The sequence below is a fragment of the Xanthomonas arboricola genome (assembly GCF_003353015.1).
Classification (GTDB): Bacteria; Pseudomonadota; Gammaproteobacteria; order Xanthomonadales; family Xanthomonadaceae; genus Xanthomonas; species Xanthomonas arboricola_E.
In genome coordinates this window covers 286729-302151 of the sequence record NZ_QREM01000001.1, presented here as the reverse complement: position 1 = coordinate 302151, position 15423 = coordinate 286729, and the positions used below count along the sequence as shown (strand labels likewise).

General features: G+C 68.6%; 11 protein-coding genes and 1 pseudogene. 8 read left to right on the top strand and 4 right to left on the bottom strand.

All coding sequences use genetic code 11. The features are described from left to right. Positions 1-166 precede the first annotated feature (166 nt). From aroQ to accC, 4 genes are all read left to right on the top strand, one after another. Positions 167-613: a type II 3-dehydroquinate dehydratase gene (aroQ, locus tag C0541_RS01425; protein ID WP_115045368.1), complete on the top strand. Its 447-nt coding sequence runs from the start codon at positions 167-169 to the stop codon at positions 611-613. Between the two features lie 91 nt (positions 614-704). Further along, positions 705-1190: an acetyl-CoA carboxylase biotin carboxyl carrier protein gene (accB, locus tag C0541_RS01420; protein ID WP_115045367.1), complete on the top strand. Its 486-nt coding sequence runs from the start codon at positions 705-707 to the stop codon at positions 1188-1190. 77 nt (positions 1191-1267) lie between these two features. Beyond that, positions 1268-1645, top strand: a complete 378-nt coding sequence (locus C0541_RS01415; protein ID WP_238601245.1) for a four helix bundle protein — start codon at positions 1268-1270, stop codon at positions 1643-1645. Further along, complete coding sequence (gene accC / locus C0541_RS01410) at positions 1635-3002, top strand: acetyl-CoA carboxylase biotin carboxylase subunit (protein WP_115045366.1); 1368 nt, start codon at positions 1635-1637, stop codon at positions 3000-3002. Before C0541_RS01415 ends, accC begins: the two co-directional genes overlap by 11 nt. Positions 3003-3537: 535 nt before the next feature. Here the strand turns inward: accC and C0541_RS01405 are convergent. Both C0541_RS01405 and C0541_RS01400 read right to left on the bottom strand, forming a co-directional pair. Further along, complete coding sequence (locus tag C0541_RS01405) at positions 3538-3903, bottom strand: hypothetical protein (protein WP_115045365.1); 366 nt, start codon at positions 3901-3903, stop codon at positions 3538-3540. Further along, a complete protein-coding gene (locus C0541_RS01400) occupies positions 3900-4820 on the bottom strand; it encodes a hypothetical protein (RefSeq protein ID WP_115045364.1) in 921 nt (306 codons plus the stop codon). The genes C0541_RS01405 and C0541_RS01400 overlap by 4 nt, the downstream gene beginning before the upstream one ends. A gap of 381 nt (positions 4821-5201) precedes the next feature. On the opposite strand from C0541_RS01400, the gene prmA reads away from it, so the two are divergent. Next, entirely contained in the window at positions 5202-6122 is a 921-nt protein-coding gene (gene prmA, locus C0541_RS01395) for a 50S ribosomal protein L11 methyltransferase (protein ID WP_115045363.1), read from the top strand. An 18-nt stretch (positions 6123-6140) separates the two neighbouring features. Here the strand turns inward: prmA and C0541_RS01390 are convergent, their stop codons facing one another. Then, positions 6141-6650, bottom strand: a complete 510-nt coding sequence (locus tag C0541_RS01390; RefSeq protein ID WP_115045362.1) for a hypothetical protein — start codon at positions 6648-6650, stop codon at positions 6141-6143. 141 nt (positions 6651-6791) lie between these two features. On the opposite strand from C0541_RS01390, the gene C0541_RS01385 reads away from it, so the two are divergent. The 3 genes from C0541_RS01385 to fis all read left to right on the top strand — a co-directional run bounded on the left by C0541_RS01385 (position 6792) and on the right by fis (position 9279). After that, a complete protein-coding gene (locus C0541_RS01385) occupies positions 6792-7169 on the top strand; it encodes a helix-turn-helix domain-containing protein (RefSeq protein ID WP_115045361.1) in 378 nt (125 codons plus the stop codon). A 590-nt stretch (positions 7170-7759) separates the two neighbouring features. Then, a complete protein-coding gene (locus C0541_RS01380) occupies positions 7760-8890 on the top strand; it encodes a DUF3426 domain-containing protein (RefSeq protein WP_115045360.1) in 1131 nt (376 codons plus the stop codon). 116 nt (positions 8891-9006) lie between these two features. Beyond that, positions 9007-9279: a DNA-binding transcriptional regulator Fis gene (gene fis, locus C0541_RS01375; RefSeq protein ID WP_104599261.1), complete on the top strand. Its 273-nt coding sequence runs from the start codon at positions 9007-9009 to the stop codon at positions 9277-9279. A gap of 320 nt (positions 9280-9599) precedes the next feature. Here the strand turns inward: fis and C0541_RS21225 are convergent. Beyond that, positions 9600-14695 (bottom strand): annotated as a pseudogene (locus C0541_RS21225) (beta strand repeat-containing protein). Positions 14696-15423 lie beyond the last annotated feature (728 nt).

Below are 15423 nucleotides of genomic sequence, written 5' to 3'. Positions count from 1 at the left end.
GTGTATAAGAGACAGCGCCCACGCTGCACCGATGCCCGCCGCGCCTGGCGCCGACGGCAACCACCGCGAATTTCAATCGATCGTTTAAAACAGCTGTAAGTTCTGCTATCTGGACAGCATCGCCAGCATCGCGCAGACTTCCGGCCTTTCCACTCCGCCGGATCCCATGGCCCATCTGCTGCTGTTGCACGGCCCCAACCTCAATCTGCTCGGCACCCGCGAGCCGGAGGTCTACGGCCGCACCACGCTGGCGCAGATCGATGCGGCCCTGGTGGATCGCGCGCAGGCCGCCGGGCATGTGCTGGCCTGCCTGCAGTCCAATGCCGAGCACGTGCTGGTGGAACGCATCCATGCCGCCCGCGAGGACGGCACCGCCTACATCCTGATCAACCCGGCCGCCTTCACCCACACCTCGGTGGCGCTGCGCGACGCGCTGCTGGGCGTGGGGCTGCCGTTCGTGGAGATCCACCTGTCCAATCCGCATGCGCGCGAGCCGTTCCGCCACCACAGCTATCTCAGCGACAAGGCCGACGGGGTGATCTGCGGCTTCGGCGCCGACAGCTACCGGCTGGCGCTGGAAGCGGTGATCGCGCGGCTGGAGCGCGACGCATGACATCGGCCTGGCACTAGCCGGCACCCATCGCCCCACCCCATTCCGCCGGCATCCGCCGGCACTCTCCACCGATTCACCTCAAGAGGCCCTTATGGATCTCCGCAAAATCAAGAAACTGATCGACCTGCTCGAAGAATCCAATCTCGCCGAAATCGAGATCAAGGAAGGCGAAGAAAGCGTGCGCCTGGCGCGCGTGCCCAAGGGCACCCAGGTGATGAGCGCACCGGTGCAGCAGTACGCACCGGCTCCTGCCGCACCGGCACCGGCTGCGGCCAGCATGCCGATGCAGTCGCCCACCGAAGCCTCCACCGGCGGCGCCAAGCCGTCCGCCGCCCTGCCCGACGGCCACGTGCTGCGTGCCCCCATGGTCGGCACCTTCTACACCTCCCCGTCGCCGGACAAGCCGGCCTTCGTCAGCGTGGGCCAGGCGGTCAAGGCCGGCGACACCCTGGCGATCATCGAGGCGATGAAGATGTTCAACCCGATCGAAGCCGACGTCTCCGGCACCATCGTGGCCATCCTCGGCGAAACCGGCCAGCCGGTGGAATTCGATCAGCCGTTGTTTGTGATTGGCTGAAGCGCCGGGATTCGGGAATCGTGATTCGGGATTCGCAAGAGCGACCGCATGAGCGCCTGACGGTGTGGCGCGATGCGATGTCGCTTGTCGAAGCGATCTACCGCCTGAGCCACGATTTTCCCGATTCCGAACGTTTTGGACTGACAGCACAGATGCGGCGTGCGGCAATCAGCGTACCGTCCAACATCGCCGAAGGTGCTGCACGGCGCTCCACCGCCGAATACCTGCGCTATCTCTCGATGGCGCGAGGCTCGCTGGCGGAGCTGGACACGCAACTGCAGATTGCAACACGCCTGCAGTTCGCATCGCCCGGTGCGGCAACTGCCGATCTGCTGAATCGCACGTTTGCCAGGCTCAATGCATTGATCCGCACGCTGGAACAATCGCGACATTTGCGCGAACCCAGCGCCCTGTACGACTCCCCAATCCCGAATCCCGAATCCCATGCTCGATAAAGTCGTCATCGCCAACCGAGGTGAAATCGCGCTGCGCATCCTGCGCGCGTGCCACACGCTCGGCATCCGCACGGTCGCGGTGCATTCCACGGTCGACCGCAACCTCAAGCACGTGGCCATGGCCGACGAGTCGGTGTGTATCGGCCCGGCCGCCTCCAGCGACAGTTATCTCAACATCCCGGCGCTGATCGCCGCGGCCGAGGTGACCGATGCGCAGGCCATCCATCCCGGCTACGGCTTCTTGTCGGAAAACGCCGACTTTGCCGAGCGCGTGGAAGAATCCGGCTTCATCTTCATCGGCCCCAGGGCCGACACCATCCGCCTGATGGGCGACAAGGTCGAGGCGATCCGCGCGATGAAGGCCGCCGGCGTGCCGTGCGTGCCCGGTTCGGGCGGCCCGCTGGGCGATGACATCGTCGCCAACACCAAGGTGGCGCGCGAGATCGGCTACCCGGTGATCATCAAGGCCGCCGGCGGCGGCGGTGGACGCGGCATGCGCGTGGTGCATTCGGAGGCGGCGTTGAAGGCCGCCATCGAAACCACCAAGTCCGAAGCCAAGGCCGCCTTCAGCAACGATCAGGTCTACATGGAGAAATTCCTGGAGAATCCGCGCCACGTGGAAATCCAGGTACTGGCAGATGGCCAGGGCGGTGCGATCCACCTGGGCGAACGCGACTGCTCGATGCAGCGCCGCCACCAGAAGGTGGTGGAAGAAGCGCCGGCGCCGGGCATTACCGAAGAACTGCGCAACGAGATCGGCAAGGTCTGCGTGGATGCCTGCATCCGCATCGGCTACCGCGGGGCCGGCACCTTCGAGTTCCTGTTCGAGAACGGGCGCTTCTACTTCATCGAAATGAACACGCGCATCCAGGTGGAGCATCCGGTCACCGAGCGCATCACCGGCATCGACCTGGTCTGCGAGCAGCTGCGCATCGCCGCCGGGCAGAAGCTGACCATCAAGCAGAGCGACATCGTGCTGCGCGGGCATGCGATCGAGTGCCGCATCAATGCCGAGGATCCGGAAACCTTCATGCCCAATCCGGGCCTGATCACTGCCTTCCATCCGCCCGGCGGCCCGGGCGTGCGGGTCGATACGCACATCTACGCCGGCTACAAGGTGCCGCCGAACTACGACTCGATGATCGGCAAGCTGATCGTGCACGGCCCCGATCGCGAGACCGCGATCGCGCGCATGCGCGTGGCATTGAGCGAGATGGTGGTGGACGGCATCAAGACCAACATCCCGCTGCAGCAGCGCATCATGCGCGACAAGGGTTTCCAGGCCGGTGGGCAGAACATCCACTACCTGGAAAAGCGCCTGGCCGAGCGCAAGAACAAGTCGATCGCGCTGACCTGATCGCCGTGGCCCCTGCACCGCACAACACGCCCGGGAAACCGGGCGTGTTGCGTTGCATCCCTTGCGCGCTGCACCCCCATCAACGAAGCGCCGCACCCACCCGTAGGAGCGCACCCGGGCGCGACGAAGCCCTACCGATAAACCCACTCGCGCCCAGGTGCGCTCCTACAGGATCGAAGTCCCCTACGTAGGAGCGCACCCGGGCGCGACGAAGCCCTANCGCGACGAAGCCCTACCGGTAAACCCACTCGCGCCCAGGTGCGCTCCTACAGGATCGAAGTCCCCTACGTAGGAGCGCACCCGGGCGCGACGAGGCTCTACCGGTAAACCCCACTCGCGCCCAGGTGCGCTCCTACGGGATCGGGGGGACGCCTGGATGCGCGCGCCCGGTGGCCGTGTCCGATGTGAAACTGCTCGGTCGTCCGCACCGGTGCGCGCGGCGGCGCGGGGGCGCGGCATCCGCAGGCACCCGCCTTCGCCGCCCGCGCTACCGGATGCGCAGTGGCTGTACCCGGTCAACGATGCGCTGCATCGGTCAATGCCGCGGCGCTGGCGCCTGCTGGCTGCCCGGCACCGGCACGATGCCGCTGGACGAGGCCGGGTCGACCACGGTCATGGTTTCGGTGGAGCCATCCGGCCACACCACCTGGAAGGTGGAGCCGGCCGGCAAGGTCGAAAACGGCATCGCGCTGTTGGCGCGGTACACCGCGGCCAACTGGCTGGCGCCATGCCGTCGCTGCTGCTCGTCGGCGGTGACCGTGGTCGACCTGACCGACAACGGCTGGTAGCGGTGATCGGCGGTGTCGATCATCACGATGCCCACGGCCGCGGCCGAATACGCCACGAACAACGCAACCCAGAACCAGAACTTGGCGCCATGCGCCAGGCGGCGGTAATTCATGACTGCGCTCCCCGCTCGGAGATCAAGGTATCGACCATCTCATCCACTCTGTCTGCTCCCTGCCGCGGCACCGCGGCATCGAATACGAACGACACGAAATCCTGCGCGCTGTCGCGCGAGCAGATGCCCGCGTTGGCGCAATAACTGGTGACCAGGGTGCTGCCTGCGCTGCAGTCCAGGCCCAGCCGGCACGCGGCCACCTGCCAGGCCAGCTCAGCGAACTGGGTGCCGGCCACATACCCTTCCAGGCTGTCATCGCCGCTGGCGCGCGCGCCCATCGCCGGCGCCAGCGCCAGATAGGCCTCCGGATCGCGCGAGGCCAGCACGCGCTGCACCAGCGCGCGCTTGTAGCCCGGCGAGCGCTGCAGCGGCTCGCCCAGCGCCAGCAGCGCCGCCTCGGCAGCCAGATTGCCGGCACGCGCGGCCGCCTGCCGTTGCTGCGCCACCAGCCGCGGGCCCAGCCCATCGCTGGGTGCAAAGCCGGCGCAGCGCTGCGCCACGCGCAGGCGCGCCGCGTGCATCGCCACCACGCCGGGCGTGTGTTGCGCAGCGATCCATGCGCTGTCGGCGGCGTAGCCGGCCGGGCTGGACGCGTACGGCGCGCAGTAGTCGTAGACGCGGCTCAGCCGCCATCCCGCCTGCGCATCGCCGGCGCGCAGCTGCTGCTGCAATTGCTGCGCATAGCGGTACAGGTCCGGCTGTGCGTCCACCGCATCGCGATACGGCAGCTGCAGGGCAGTGCTGCGTTCGGCAGGCGCGTGCGCGGCGGCGGCAACCACGCGGGCACTGCCTGCTGCGGCCGACGGTGCGGTGACGCGGGAATCGCTCGATTGCGCGCGCACATGCCACAACGCCGCCGCCGCAAGCGCGACGGGAGCCAGCAACAGCCACAGATGGCGGGAACGAGCATGCGGCATGGACAGCGGCGACCCTGCTGCGGTAAGTCCCGCAGCGACGGCGCGGAGTCTAGCATCCGCGTCCACACGCGCTGGCGCGCAAGCGGACGCGGCCGATGCCGAGGCCGATGCAAATTGCCGAAGGTGCACTGGATGAGGACGGTGATCTGCGCGTGTGTGGCGTGAGTGGCGTGCAGCGGGGCGTTGGTTGCCGCCACGTCGCGTCATGCCGGCAGCTGCCGGCGGCGGCAGCGTATCCAGCGCATCGGCAGCTGGCAGCGACCAGGCGGCGGCCGGCCTTGTCGTGCGCCCTTGCGTTCCTCTCATCCAGGCACCGGCACGCAAGGGTCCGCCTGCGCGAATGGTCTACGATGCACGCTTTCGAATTGCCCGACTGCCACGATGCCGTTTCTTGAACTGACCCTGCCCTGCTCCGACGCCACCCAGCCCCGTTACCAGAATGCGCTGGAGGATATCGGTGCGCTGGCGGTGACGCTGCTCGACGCCAATGCCGACAACGGCAACGAGCGCGCCATTCTCGAACCCGGCGTCGGCGAAACGCCGCTGTGGAACACGATGGTGCTGAACGCGCTGTTCGACGGCGACAGCGATGCGCTGGTGCTGCTCGCCGCGCTGGAAGCGTTCGATCCCGGGCTGGACTGGAGCCAGGTCGCGTTCCGCACGGTCGACGACAGCGACTGGGAACGCGCCTGGATGGATCTGTTCAAGCCGATGCAATTTGGCGTGCGCACCTTCATCGTGCCCTGGAATCAGGAGCTGCCCGAGGCGGCCCATGCCGCGGACGCGGCCGTGGTGCGGCTGGATCCGGGCCTGGCCTACGGCTCGGGCGCCAATCCCACCACTGCGCTGTGCCTGCGCTGGCTCGACGGCCTGGCCGCCAGCGGCGAACTGCAAGGTGCGCGCGTGCTCGATTTCGGCTGCGGCTCGGGCATCCTCGCGCTGGCCGCCCTCAAGCTGGGCGCGGCCAGCGCGGTGGGCGTGGACTACGACCCACAGGCGCTGCTGGCCACGGCCGAAAATGCCGAGCGCAATGGCCTGCAGGCGCAGCTGACCGCCTGCATGCCGCAGGACGAGCCGGTGCAGACCTATCCGGTGGTGGTCGCCAACATCCTGGCAAAGGCGCTGGACGCGCTGGCCGAGCTGCTGGCCGCGCGCGTGGCGCCGGGTGGCCGCATCGCGATGTCGGGCATCCTGCATGGGCAGGAGGACGAGCTGCTGGAACGCTACGCGCCGTGGTTCGAACAGTTGCGCTGCGAACGCGAAGAAGACTGGATGCGCATCGACGGCGTGCGCCGCCGCTGAGGCGCACCGCGGGCGTGGTCAGCGCGGCGGGCGGGCGGCGCGGATCTGCGCGGTGGTCACCGCATCGGCCGCGCTGATCGCCCGCAGCCGGGTCACCGCCTGCCAGCCGGCACGCCGCAGCGCCGCGCTGCGCCACGGCCCGGCCTGCCGGGCCAGATGGACGCGCAGGCCCAGCTCGGCCAGCAGCAGCGCCGCCCAGGCCGGCAGCGACCACGTCCGCAGGCCCAGGCTGGCCAGGCCGCCGGCCAGCGCCAGCAGCCCCGCACCCATTGCCAGCAGCCGCCAGTGCCGCTGGCGCAGCGCCCACCAGCGCGGCACCAGCGCGGCCGACCAGTGCGTGCCCTCGACTACGGCGGTCCACGCGTCCTGGCGGCGCCAGACCTGGTAGCACGGCGCGCCACGGAAGCGGTTGATCGCCGGATCCAGCGGCGAATGTGCCGGCCATGCGGCTGCCGGTGGAGCGGCCGGCGGCGTTGCCGGCGTGGTGGGACGGGTGGATTTGCCGGCGGCTGGCTCGACCATGGACATCCTCCTTGAGTTCGCTGTGATCCCATCGTCATGGACGCACGGACAGTATCGCAAACATATCGATATATGAAAGGCATACGAACTATCCCTGTTTGCTGCTAGGGCTATATCTCCCGGCCCGTTCCCCACTCACGGTGCCGTGTGAGCAAGTTGTACGAACGCGTCCGCGAAGCCCGCGCGCTGACCAAGCTGACCCAGGAAGCCCTGGCCGGCGAACTGGGCGTGACCCGCAGCGCGGTGGCGCAGTGGGAGATGGCCGAGGGCACCGCGCCTTCGGTGGATAACCTGATCGGCCTGGCCAGGCGCAGCGGCATGGCGTTCGAATACCTGGCCACCGGCCGCGGCGAGCGGACCTTCGGCCCGCCGGTGCCGACGATCGCCGAGGAACCGGCGCAATACCGACGCCTGGACGACCAGCAACGCGAGTTGCTGACCCGCTTCGACACGCTGGCACCGCGCCAGCGCAGCGGCCTGCTCGACCTGCTGCTGGCGGAGGGCAAGACGCGGCGCAGGCGTTGAGTCGGGAGTCGGGAGTCGGGAGTCGGGAGTCGGGAGTCGGGAGTCGGGAGTCGGAGTCGGGAGTCGGAGTCGGAGTCGGAGTCGGAGTCGGAGTCGGAGTCGGAGTCGGAGTCGGGGATCGGGGATCGGGGATCGGGGATCGGGGATCGGGGATCGGGAGCAGGCTGGCCGGGGTGTCATTTGCACGGCAGGTTCCGAGCTGGCTGGTCGCCCGGTCGGATGTGGACGATGCGGAGCCGGGACTTCCGCTTGTGGGCTGGAAGACGGCCTTTGGCCGCAACTGCGTGGGCACGCTCCGAGTTGGCAGCTGATCCAAGTTGGCAACCAATCCAGGCGGATTCGGATGACGTGGCGCCGGCAATGCGGTCTGCACGTCAGCTGGAATGCGCACTTCGCAGGAATGCGGGCCTTGGCTGTGACAGGGCGGCAACGGCGGCGCGACGGTCGGCCAGCGGATGACTGCGTGCCCGCCGTCGATTGGAGGCGGTATCGGTTGCGGTGGCGCGTGTCGCGCGCACGCGTGACACGCGCGGGTTCGCCCAGTGGCGTGCGCGTGCTTGAATAGAGCCCTTCCCGCTGCACGCCTGCCGATGTCCGAGACTCCGCCACCGCGCCGCCCCCTGGCCACGTTCCTGCGTCCGACGCCGGCGGCGCCATCGCCGATGCCGACGCCGGTGGTGCCGGCTGTCGAACCGCCGCTGCACGCGCCGCCGGTGCCGGCCGGCGAACGGGCAGCGGCGCCGTCGGCCGAGCCGGTGGCCGCACCGGCAGTGCCGATCGTGCCGCCGCCCTTGCAGCCGCTGGTGACCGCGCCGCGCAGCGAGCCTGCGCCGGTGGGCATCCCCCTGCCAGGCGGCGATGCCGGCCAGGCCGCAGCGGACGCCACCGCGCCGGACCGGCCGGCGTGGACCACGGCGACTGCGCGCCCGCTGCCCGGTGATCCTGCCCAAGGCCCAGCGGCCGGCGCCAGCGACACCCGCACCGCGATCGCCGGCACTCCCGCTGCCCAGCAGACCGCTGCACATCCGGGCGGCGTGGCGGCCGGCGGCAGTGCAGGCGCTGGTCCGCAACGCGAACATGGCGCGGCGGCCGGCGCTGCATCCACGCTGGCCGCCACGCCAGCGTCCGGCACCGATCCGGACACGGACGCCAAGCCAGGCCCGGCCGGCGCAGCGGCGCCTGACCGGTTCCAGCCGCTGCCGGCCGCGGCCGCGCCCGCCTTCGCACGCCGCCGGCCGACCCGGCCACGGCTGCGCGCCAGCGGGCGCCAGTGGGCCTTGCTGGTCGGGCTGGTCGGCCTGCTGGCCATGCAGATCGTCATCGCCGACCGCGCGCAGCTGGCCGCCGATGCACGCTGGCGCCCGCTGGTAGGTGCCGCCTGCGCGGTGGCGCGCTGCACGCTGCCGGCCTGGCGCGAGCCGGCCGCGCTGACCTTGCTCCATCGCGACGTGCGCCCGGTGCCGGGCGTGCCGGGGGTGCTGCAGATCCAGGCCAGCTTCCGCAACGAGGCGCGCTGGGCGCAGGCCTGGCCATGGCTGCAGCTGTCGCTGTCCGACGCCGACGGGCGGATGATCGGCACGCGCGTGCTGGCACCGCAGGACTATCTGGGCCAGCCGCCGGCCGCGCAGGACACGCTGGCGCCGGGCCAGGCGGTGCAGGTGATGTTTGCCGTGCGCGAACCGGCCGCGAGCACGGCGGCCTTCAGTTTCGACTTCCGCTAAGCGGACGCGACCTGCGGCGATGGCCACACGGGCGTGGCGAGCGCTGAGGCCACGCGCTAGACTCACTCCCCCTCGCCGGCCACGCGTCCCGGCTTCGTGACTCTGGGAACCCTCCTTTGAACGCAGCCCCCTCTCGCCCTGACACCGGTCGTGGCGCCCCGAAGTCGCCGCTGCGCGAACACGTGGCCCAGTCCGTCCGCCGCTATCTGCGCGACCTGGACGGCAGCGACGCCGACGACGTGTACGAAATCGTGCTGCGCGAGATGGAGATCCCGTTGTTCGTGGAAGTGCTCAACCACTGCGAAGGCAACCAGAGCCGCGCGGCGGCGATGCTGGGCATCCACCGCGCCACGCTGCGCAAGAAGCTCAAAGAGTACGGGTTGACGTAGGACGGGATTCGGGAATCGGCAGTGGGGAATCGTTGGAGCGTTGGTGTGCTGCAGGCTGGCAGTGCACTGGGCTGGCACGCCCGGTGGGGTGCGCGGCCGGTGGTCGATCTTCGCAGCGTGTTGTGGAATGTTCTGCGTGTTGATGCCCGACAGGGCTGCCTGATTCGTCCCCCCTGCCACGCCTTGAGGCAGGACCTGCTGAGTCCCCGGCGTGGCCCGCGTCGCGGGCCCTCTTCGTCTGATTGGACCAACCGCCGCGTCTTCGGCGGTTGGCCGCAGTGCTGGATCGGCAACGCCGATCGCCTGGTCGAGGGGATTGCTCAGTTCGGCAAGTGCGTCACCTCTGCATGGTCGCCTGCGGACGCCGGCCCGCTGCCATGGTCCAGCACGATGGTGGCGATGGTGTCGAACGGATCGTCGAATTTCTCGACCACGTTCTTGTCTTCGTCGACCTGGTAGGCGGTATCGGCCTCCACGCCCTCCTCGCCGGTCTTGGCGATGATGTTGGTGTAGCGCTTGCCGTCCCAGCATCTGAAGATCAGCACCGAGTCTTCGCCACCGGTCAGGGTGGAGCCCAGGCTGCCGATCAACCGGCTGTTGGCCCCGGCCGTCAGGATGCTGTTCTTGCCGGCAGTCAGCTTGCTGCGATCGCCTGCCATCAGCGTGCAGTCGTCGCCTGCAGTGAGCCGGCTGCGGTCCCCGGCGGTGAGGAAGCTGTTGCTGCCGGCCAGCAACTTGCTGCGGTCGCCGGCAATCTGGGTGCTGTCGGCGCCGGCGATCAGCTTGCTGCGGTCGCCCGCGGTCTGCACGCTGCCCATGCCGGCGATCAGCGTGCTGCGCGAACCGGCGGTCTGCGAACTCAGCTTGCCGGCAATCAGCATGCTGCGATGGCCGGCAATCTGGGTGCTTTCGTGGCCTGCGATCAACGAGCTGCCATAGCTGGCGATCTGGTTGCTGCCGTAGCCGGCGGTCAGATAGCTGCGCACGCCGCTGGTCAGGCTGCTGCCATAGCCGGCAATCAGCGAGCTGTCCTGCCCGGCGGTCTCGGTGCTGCCGTACCCGGCGGTCAACGAGCTGTTGTCCTGCGCGATCAACGTGCTGCCGTAGCCGGCGGTCAGCGTGCTGTCGCCACCGGCGGTCTGGCTGCTGCCGTAGCCGGCGATCAAGGTGCTGGAAAACCCGGCAATTTCGGTACTACCGTAGCCGGCGGTGAGCGAACTGTTTTCCAGCGCGGTCAGCGTGCTGCCGTAACCGGCGGTCAGGGTGCTTTCGTAACCGGCGGTCTGGGTGCTGCCGTAGCCCGCGATCAGGGTACTTTCATAACCTGCGGTGGAATTGCTGCCGTACCCGGCGGTCAGGATGCTGCCATGGCCGGCGGTTTGCGTGCTGCCATAGCCGGTGGTGAGCCAGCTGATTTCCTGCGCGGTCTGGGTGCTGCCGTAGCCGGCGGTCAAGGTACTTTCGTAGCCGGCCGTCTGGGTGCTGCCATAGCCGGCAATCAACGAGCTCTGGAAGCTGGCGGTGGAGGTACTGCCATAGCCGGTGATCAGCCAGCTGCTGCTCTGCGCGGTCTGGGTACTGCCGTAGCCGGCGGTCAGGAAGCTGTCGTATCCGGCGGTCTGGGTACTGCCATAGCCGGCGATCAGCGAGCTGTCCGGGCCGGCCATGGAGGAACTGCCGTAGCCGGCAATCAGCGAACTGCTTTCCTGCGCGGTCTGGGTGCTGCCGTAGCCGGTGGTNGATCAGCGAGCTGTCCGGGCCGGCCATGGAGGAACTGCCGTAGCCGGCAATCAGCGAACTGCTTTCCTGCGCGGTCTGGGTGCTGCCGTAGCCGGTGGTGAGAATGCTTTTGTAGCCGGCCGTCTGCGTACTGCCGTAGCCGGCAATCAGCGTACTGTCATGCCCGGCGGTCGATGTGCTGCCGTAACCGGTAGTGAGCGTGCTGCGCTCCTGCGCGGTTTGCGTGCTGCCGTAGCCTGCGGTGAGGATGCTCTTGAAGCCGGCCGTCTGGGTGCTGCCGTAGCCGGCGATCAACGAGCTGTCCGAGCCGGCGGTGGACGAACTGCCGTAGCCGGCAGTGAGCAGGCTGCCCTCCTGCGCGGTCTGGGTGCTGCCGTAGCCGGTGGTCAGGATGCTTTTGAAACCGGCGGTCTGGGTGCTGCCATAGCCGGCGATCAGTGAACTGTCCGAACCGGCGGTGGAGGNTCCTGCGCGGTCTGGGTGCTGCCGTAGCCGGTGGTCAGGATGCTTTTGAAACCGGCGGTCTGGGTGCTGCCATAGCCGGCGATCAGTGAACTGTCCGAACCGGCGGTGGAGGTGCTGCCGTAGCCCGCGGTGAGGTCGCTGCCCTTGCGGGCAGTCTGCGTGCTGCCGTAGCCCGCCGTCAGCGAACTGTCGCCACCGGAGGTCTGGGTGCTGCCATAACCGGCGATCAGCGTGCTGTCGGCACCGGCGGTGGAGGTGCTGCCATAGCCGGTGGTGAGGTCGCTGCCCTTGCGCGCGGTTTGCGTGCTGCCGTAGCCCGCGGTCAGCGAACTATCGCCGCCGGAGGTCTGGGTGCTGCCGTAACCGGCGATCAAGGTGCTGTCGGCACCGGCGGTNTGCGTGCTGCCGTAGCCCGCGGTCAGCGAACTATCGCCGCCGGAGGTCTGGGTGCTGCCGTAACCGGCGATCAAGGTGCTGTCGGCACCGGCGGTGGAGGTGCTGCCATAGCCGGTGGTGAGGTCGCTGCCGCTGCGCGCCGTTTGCGTACTGCCATAGCCAGCAGTGAGCGAACTTTCGCCGCCGGAGGTCTGGGTGCTGCCGTAACCGGCGATCAAGGTGCTGTCGGCACCGGCGGTAGAGGTACTGCCATAGCCGGTGGTGAGGNTCGCCGCCGGAGGTCTGGGTGCTGCCGTAACCGGCGATCAAGGTGCTGTCGGCACCGGCGGTAGAGGTACTGCCATAGCCGGTGGTGAGGTCGCTGCCCTTGCGCGCCGTTTGCGTGCTGCCGTAGCCCGCGGTCAGCGAACTGTCACCGCCGGACGTCTGCGTACTGCCGTAGCCGGCGATCAAGGTGCTGTCGGCACCGGCGGTGGAGGTACTGCCGTAGCCGGTGGTCAGGTCGCTGCCGCTGCGTGCGGTCTGCGTGCTGCCGTAGCCGGCAGTGAGCGAGCTGTCGCCGCCGGAGGTTTGCGTGCTGCCGTAGCCGGCGATCAAGGTGCTGTCGGCACCGGCGGTGGAGGTACTGCCATAGCCGGTGGTNGTACTGCCGTAACCGGTGGTCAGGTCGCTGCCCTTGCGCGCAGTCTGCGTTCTGCCGTAGCCGGCAGTGAGCGAGCTGTCGCCGCCGGAGGTTTGCGTGCTGCCGTAGCCGGCGATCAAGGTGCTGTCGGCACCGGCGGTGGAGGTACTGCCATAGCCGGTGGTGAGGTCGCTGCCGCTGCGTGCGGTCTGCGTACTGCCGTAGCCGGCAGTGAGCGAGCTCTCGCCGCCGGAGGTCTGCGTGCTGCCGTAACCGGCGATCAGCGTGCTGTCGGCACCGGCGGTGGAGGNCTGCCATAGCCGGTGGTCAGGTCGCTGCCGCTGCGTGCGGTCTGCGTGCTGCCGTAGCCGGCAGTGAGCGAGCTCTCGCCGCCGGAGGTTTGCGTGCTGCCGTAACCGGCGATCAAGGTGCTGTCGGCGCCTGCGGTGGACGTACTGCCGTAACCGGTGGTCAGGTCGCTGCCCTTGCGCGCAGTCTGCGTGCTGCCGTAGCCGGCAGTGAGCGAGCTGTCGCCGCCGGAGGTTTGCGTGCTGCCGTAACCGGCGATCAAGGTGCTGTCGGCGCCTGCGGTGGACGTACTGCCGTAACCGGTGGTGAGGTNTCGCCGCCGGAGGTTTGCGTGCTGCCGTAACCGGCGATCAAGGTGCTGTCGGCGCCTGCGGTGGACGTACTGCCGTAACCGGTGGTGAGGTCACTGCCCTTGCGCGCAGTCTGGGTACTGCCGTAGCCGGCAGTGAGCGAACTGTCGCCGCCGGAGGTCTGGGTACTGCCGTAGCCGGCGATCAAGGTGCTGTCTGCACCGGCGGTTGCGGTGCTGCCATAGCCGGCGGTCAGGTCACTGCCCTTGCGCGCAGTCTGGGTACTGCCGTAGCCGGCAGTGAGCGAACTGTCGCCGCCGGAGGTCTGCGTGCTGCCGTACCCGGCGATCAAGGTGCTGTCCGCGCCCGCGGTGGAGGTACTGCCGTAACCGGCCGTGAGATCGCTGCCGGTGCGGGCGGTTTGCGTGCTGCCGTAGCCCGCGGTCAGCGAGCTGTCGTTGCCCGAGGTCTGCGTACTGCCATAACCGGCAATCAGGGAGCTGTCGGCACCGGCAGTACCGGTGCTGCCATAGCCGGCGGTGAGGTCGCTGCCGTCCTGCGCGGTCTGGGTGCTGCCGTAGCCGGCGGTCAGCGAGCTTTCCCCGCCGGAGGTCTGGGTGCTGCCGTAGCCGGCGATCAGCGAACTGTCGGTGCCCGCCGTACTGGTGCTGCCGTAGCCGGCGGTGAGGTCGCTGCCGTTCTGCGCGGTCTGGGTGCTGCCGTAGCCAGCCGTCAACGAGCTGTCGCCGCCGGAGGTTTGCGTGCTGCCATAGCCGGCGATCAGCGAGCTGTCTGCCCCGGCGGTTTCCGTGCTGCCGTAACCGGCGGTCAGGTCGCTGCCATGCCGCGCGGTCTGGGTGCTGCCATAGCCGGCCGTCAGCGTGCTGCCGCCGCCGGCGGTCTGGGAACTGCCATAGCCGGCAACGATGGTGCTGTCGGATCCGGCCACGCCGGTGCTGCCGTAGCCGGCGATCAACTCGCTGCCGTTACCGGCAGTCTCGGTGCTTCCATAGCCGGCGATCAGCTGGCTCTGGTCGGCGCCGGTCAGCGTGCTGCCGTAGGTGGCGATTTCGCGGGTGCGCAGGATCGCAGCTGCCGGCGGCGCGGTTTGCGGATTGATGCCGGTGGGCGCTACCGGCTGTGGCGCGGTGGACTGCGCGCCGCTTTCGACGGCAGGCGCAGTGAACTGCGCCTGCGCTGCCTTGGGAATGAAATCCGCGGCAACGACGACAGGCAGTTCCGGCAACGGCGGCGGCGTGTGCTGCGCAATGCCCGCGGCAATGCACTGCATGGCGCCGGCACGAGTGCCGGCATAGACCACCTCGGCACGGGGGAACTTGATCATTCCCTCCTCGCCCAACCAGATGATGTCGGCGGTATCCACCATGCAGACCACCCAATGCGCATCGGCGTGCATGTTCAGATGCGCATTGGTTCCCTGCCCCCACAACAGGCCGGTCAAGCCGTTTTCCTGCTTGATGGTGGGTTGCCAATGCCGGCATTCGACCGGGCCGCCTTGCGGCCAGATCAGGCCGCAGTGGTCGGACATGTTGTTCGTGCACGTGCGTAAGGCCAGGACTTTTTCGCGATTCATAGGGGTGATCTCATAAAGATGTTCCGGACAGCTGTGCAAACCGGCGTGCATGCCCTGGCCAATCGACGGATGCAGCGCATCCCGCCGTCGTGGCGAGACGGATCCGCCCATTGGCAAGGGCCGTCGCGGTACTGCGACGCGTGGTCATCGACGAACGCCACCAGGCGCACGTGCGCGGTGTCTTGCTTGAATCGCAGGGTCATGGACGGCCGTGACGGCAAGACGCAGCGGGGAGTGATGGCAAGGCTGGCTCCTGCGCGACAGCCATTGCAGCGTTGGCAACGGGACGCCTCGCCGAAAGCGTCGTTGCTGGTGAACCGGTTGAGTGAATCGATCGGCGAGCACTGATCGTCGGTCAGCCGGGCGCGACTGCTCTCGCTGCAACAGAAGACAGGTTCGCATTACCGAAGACCAGGCAGCCGCTGCACGCCCGGAGGCCGGTGTTTTTGCGCAATCTGCGACCGGCTCCGGATTGTGTTCGTCAGTGCACGCACCGACCCGACATGGTTTCGCGCGTCCATCAAATTCCGTCGCGGAAAAAATGTCCGGATGCACAGGCAACGCCATCGCCATGCGCCACCATGCGCGCCGCGCACCGTGGCAATGCCGTGCGGGGCTTCCACGCAGACGCCGCCCAAGCCGCAGCAAGCGTCACCCGGCAGGCAGTGATGCCGCCGCGAGACGCCACGCCCGGCATCGACCGCAGCAGCGCCCGGGAGCGTCCTGCC